Origin of the sequence: Flavobacterium lacus, from assembly GCF_003268815.1 — a bacterium.
Taxonomy (GTDB): domain Bacteria; phylum Bacteroidota; class Bacteroidia; order Flavobacteriales; family Flavobacteriaceae; genus Flavobacterium; species Flavobacterium lacus.
In genome coordinates, this window is the sequence record NZ_QLSV01000030.1 from 1 (window position 1) to 3999 (window position 3999).

A 3999-nucleotide genomic window follows, 5' to 3' on the forward strand; every position below is an offset into this window, starting at 1 on the left:
GTGTGTGCTTTGGCTAAAACGACCATGTTTGGGTTGTTTTTTAACACCTGCACGAGTTTGTCTAACTCAAAAGCACCTTCTTGGGTGATGTTGCTTTTGTTGAACTCAAAGAAGATTGGTTTTAAAACGACTTCGGTATCGGTTACAATCACATCAATTGGGTTCAAGGCTGCTTCTACTGTTCTTGTTTCTCCTTTGCTGGCAGCTACGGGGAAGATGTTGCTTTCGTAACCGTCTTTGGAGGCTTGAATGGTGTAGGCTTTGTTACACTCTACATAGTAGGTTACTTGTCCATTGGCTGCTGAGGTTTCAGTAGCAATGACGTTTTTCTTTTCATCCACAATGGCTACACTGGCATTAGCAAGAGCTTTACCCGTTTTAGCATCGGTTACCACCGTGATTACCTCTACCCCACAAACGGGAGTGGCTAAATAAATATTATCTACCCCTGAGCGGTTAGTGGATAAAAACCCGATGTTTTTCTCTGCATTTACGCTAAAAGCAAAATCGTCTTTCTCGCTATTTACCGGTTTGCCCAAGTTGGTTGATTCGCCTTTGGTCATGTCATAGGCGAAGACATCTAATCCACCAAAACCTTGTCTTCCGTTAGAAGCAAAATAAAGCGTTTTGTTGTCTTGGGTTACAAAAGGGAAGTTCTCTTCGCCTTCGGTGTTTACTTTTGAGCCTAAGTTCTCCGGTTCGCCATACGAGCCATCTTGATTCACGGCTACTTTCCAAATATCGGTTCCTCCGATACTTCCGGGTCTGTTGGAGGCAAAATACAAGGTTTTACCATCTTTACTCAACGAAGGATTTCCGGTAGAGTAGGCGTTACTGTTAAAAGGCAACTGGGTGATGTTTGACCACTTTCCGTTAGAATAGGTAGCTTTGTACAAGTTGACTTGTCCTAATTTAGCATTAATGGATTTGTCTTTTTCAAAACCGCCTTTTTCTTTAAAGCTTTCACTTGAAAAGTAAATCGTATTCCCGTCTTCACTCAGCGAAGAAGGACCGTCGTGCCATTTCGAATTTAAGTCGCTTACCGTTTCTGCGTTGGTGATGGTTCCATCTACATTGTAAGTGGCTTTGTAAATATCCAAAAACGGTTCTTCGTTCCACCCGTAGGTTTTTCTAGCTGCGTTTCTGGCACTGGTAAAGTAAAGTGCATCTTTGTGCAATACCGCACCAAAATCTGATTTATCACTGTTAATGTCCAGTGGTTTAATGTCAAACTTCTTTTGTTTGTCGAGCAAACTTGGAAGGTAATTTGGATTGGCTTTAAAATCCTTCGCCCGCTGGTCGTTGGGTGCTTTTGAGGCAAAGGTTTGCATTTGTTTGTTGGCCTGTTCATACTTGCCTTGTGCCTTTAGCATTTGAGCATAGCGGTGGTAAGTTTCGGCATCTTGTGGAGTTTCAACGGCTTTGGCATACCAAGTGGTGGCTTCTACGGCGTTATAGGTGTTAAAATAGCTGTCGGCCAATTGTTTGTAAACATACCCATCAGCTTTGCCATTTTCGGTTAGCTTGAGGTATTCTTGAGCGGCGTCAACGTATTCTAAACGCTTGAAAAGCTTGTCGGCTTTTTGCGTGTCTTTATTTTGTGCACTAAGTGTTGTAAGACTTAAACTTACAATACTTAGCATCGAGATATATATTTTTTTCATCGTTTGAATTGCTTTTTAGGTTAGAAAAATCGTGGTGAACGGGATACTTTCTTGGGGAAATTGACATCAAACAACAAGAAAAACTCGTGTGAAGAAGGGGTGGTGATATTCAAATCCGATACAATGTGATCATAGGCATATCCAATACGAAGATTGGGAGAAATGGCATAATTAATCATCGCACCAAAACTGTCTTCCAAACGATAGGTAGCTCCGATTTCAAACTTCTCAAAAAACAAAAAGTTGGTTGATACATCAAGGGAAGAGGGCGCATTAAAGGCAGATTTTAACATGGCAAAAGGTTTGAATTTAGTGTTTGGACTTAAATCAAACACATATCCTGCCGTTAAAAAGTAGTGTGATACCTCAGAACCAAACTCTCTTTCTTGTCCGTTTTCACGTAAATCTAAATGCTTTGATTTTAACATGTTTGGCACCGAAAAAGCCACATAATATTTGTTGGTGTAATAAAAAAGACCTGTACCAATGTTTAAATAAGTATTGTTGATGTTTTCACTAAAAGCAGGGTCATTCTCCTGGGGAAGCGTGTTGTATACATCACTGAACAGACCGACATTATGAAAAGTAAGTCCTCCTTTTAATCCAAAGGCCAACTTGTGTTCGCCTCCTAAATTAAGTGTGTAGGAGAAGTCGGCATAGGCATTGTTCTCTTCTACGGGACCTATTTTATCAGAGATAACACTCAGTCCTAATCCCACATTTCTTCCCACGGGCATGTGTCCGGAAAAAGTAGCTGTGGTAGGAGCATCTTCAATGTCTACCCATTGTTTTCTGTAAAGTAATCCAAAGGATAGGTTTTCTTTACTTCCTGCATAAGCAGGGTTAATGACGTTCATATTATACATGTATTGTGTATAATGTGGATCTTGCTGAGCTTTGGTTTCAAAGAAACTAATCGCGGCGATCAATGTTGCAAAATATATTTTTCTCATTTCTTTATAGGGTTTATTTTTTTAAACTCACCATTACTGCTTGTTAAGTAATGGTGAGTTATGTATCTCTACTAACGCTCTCTGTTGATATAAATCCAACCGGTTTTGGCTTCAATGTTATTGAATTCTATCACAAAGTAATACGTACCATCGGGTAATTCGTCGCCGCTATTGCTTTGGCCATACCACTCGTTGCTATAGTTTCCTCTTTCATAAACTTTGCTTCCATAACGGTTGTAGATGGATAGTTTTCGAACATCAAAAGCAGTTAAGTCAAAGAAATCATTCAGGCCGTCATTATTAGGTGAGATACCTTTTTGAATGCCACAATTATTGATCACTACTTCAAACGAAGTCTCATCATAACAGCCACTTGGTGTACCTGCAGAAACGTAAATCGTTTGACTTACCTCTACCACTTGTCCGGCAAATAACTGCGTGCCGGTTTGGTTTGGCCCTGTGTAGTAGACATTCCCTACGGCTATTTCCGGTAAGAAATAACGGCTACATTCTTCCACATCGCTAAGTTCATCTGCCTCTACCGAGATAAAGGTAACGGTAAAGCTAGATTCTGATGAACAGCCCGCTAAGGTGCCTGCCGCAAAGATATACACCGTTTGGGGAGTATTGCTAACGGAAACGCTAGTAAGCACATTACCAGTCCCGTTTGGTCCTGAGTAATAAACTCCGTTGGTTAATGTTGGTAACACATAGTCGCCATCGGTAGCACAAACTGTTTGGTCTACTCCAGGGTCTACTGCCGGTCTGGCGATTACCTCAACGGTCATTTGGGCTGTTGTGGCACAAATACCATCATTTGGTGTAAACTCATAAGTTGTTTGGCCTGCTGTGGCGGTACTAAATGCCGGACTCCATGTTCCTGCAATTCCATTTTGTGAGCTTGCAGGTAAGCTTGCCGTTTCTCCCACACACAGAGGTCCTATTTGTGCAAAGGTTGGTACAACTCTATCGTTGATGGTGATCAAAACCGATACTACATTAGCACATTGTCCCGATGCAGGGGTAAATACATATTCTGCATTTACAATTGGAGCTGATGTGTTTATGGTTGCCGGATTCCATGTTCCGCTTACGTTGTTGTCAGCGATAAGCGGTAAAGCATTTGGTGTAGTATCTAAACAATAGCTTGTAACGATTGTTTCGAATAACGGTGTAACGGGTGTACTGATTGTAATGACAACCTGTGTTACATCCTGACATTCCACACTTGCATCGGGAGTAAAAGTATAGGTACCTTCTCCTAACGTTGCCGTGTCAATTGCCTCCGGAGACCATGTTCCCGGTACAGCATTGTTTGAAACGGGTAAAGCATCAGGTGTTGCACCTTGACAATAGGTAGTTGTAATGGCATCAAACGTGGC

General features: G+C 41.4%; 3 protein-coding genes. All 3 read right to left on the reverse strand.

Features of this window, described 5'->3' with window-relative positions; translation table 11 throughout:
• The coding region (locus B0I10_RS15475; RefSeq protein WP_112087420.1) for an OmpA family protein at positions 1-1664 on the reverse strand (1664 nt) is incomplete at its 3' end.
• 20 nt (positions 1665-1684) lie between these two features.
• The gene (locus B0I10_RS15480; protein WP_112087421.1) at positions 1685-2617 is read right to left on the reverse strand and encodes a PorP/SprF family type IX secretion system membrane protein; all 933 of its coding nucleotides are present in this window, start codon (positions 2615-2617) and stop codon (positions 1685-1687) included.
• A gap of 71 nt (positions 2618-2688) precedes the next feature.
• Positions 2689-3999 (reverse strand): gliding motility-associated C-terminal domain-containing protein (locus B0I10_RS15485; protein WP_146740390.1); only part of this gene is annotated, 1311 nt, incomplete at its 5' end.

Bases quoted from the DNA above. Each gene is read 5' to 3' on its own strand.
- B0I10_RS15480 (WP_112087421.1), bottom strand. From the start codon at position 2,617: ATGAGAAAAATATATTTTGCAACATTGATCGCCGCGATTAGTTTCTTT.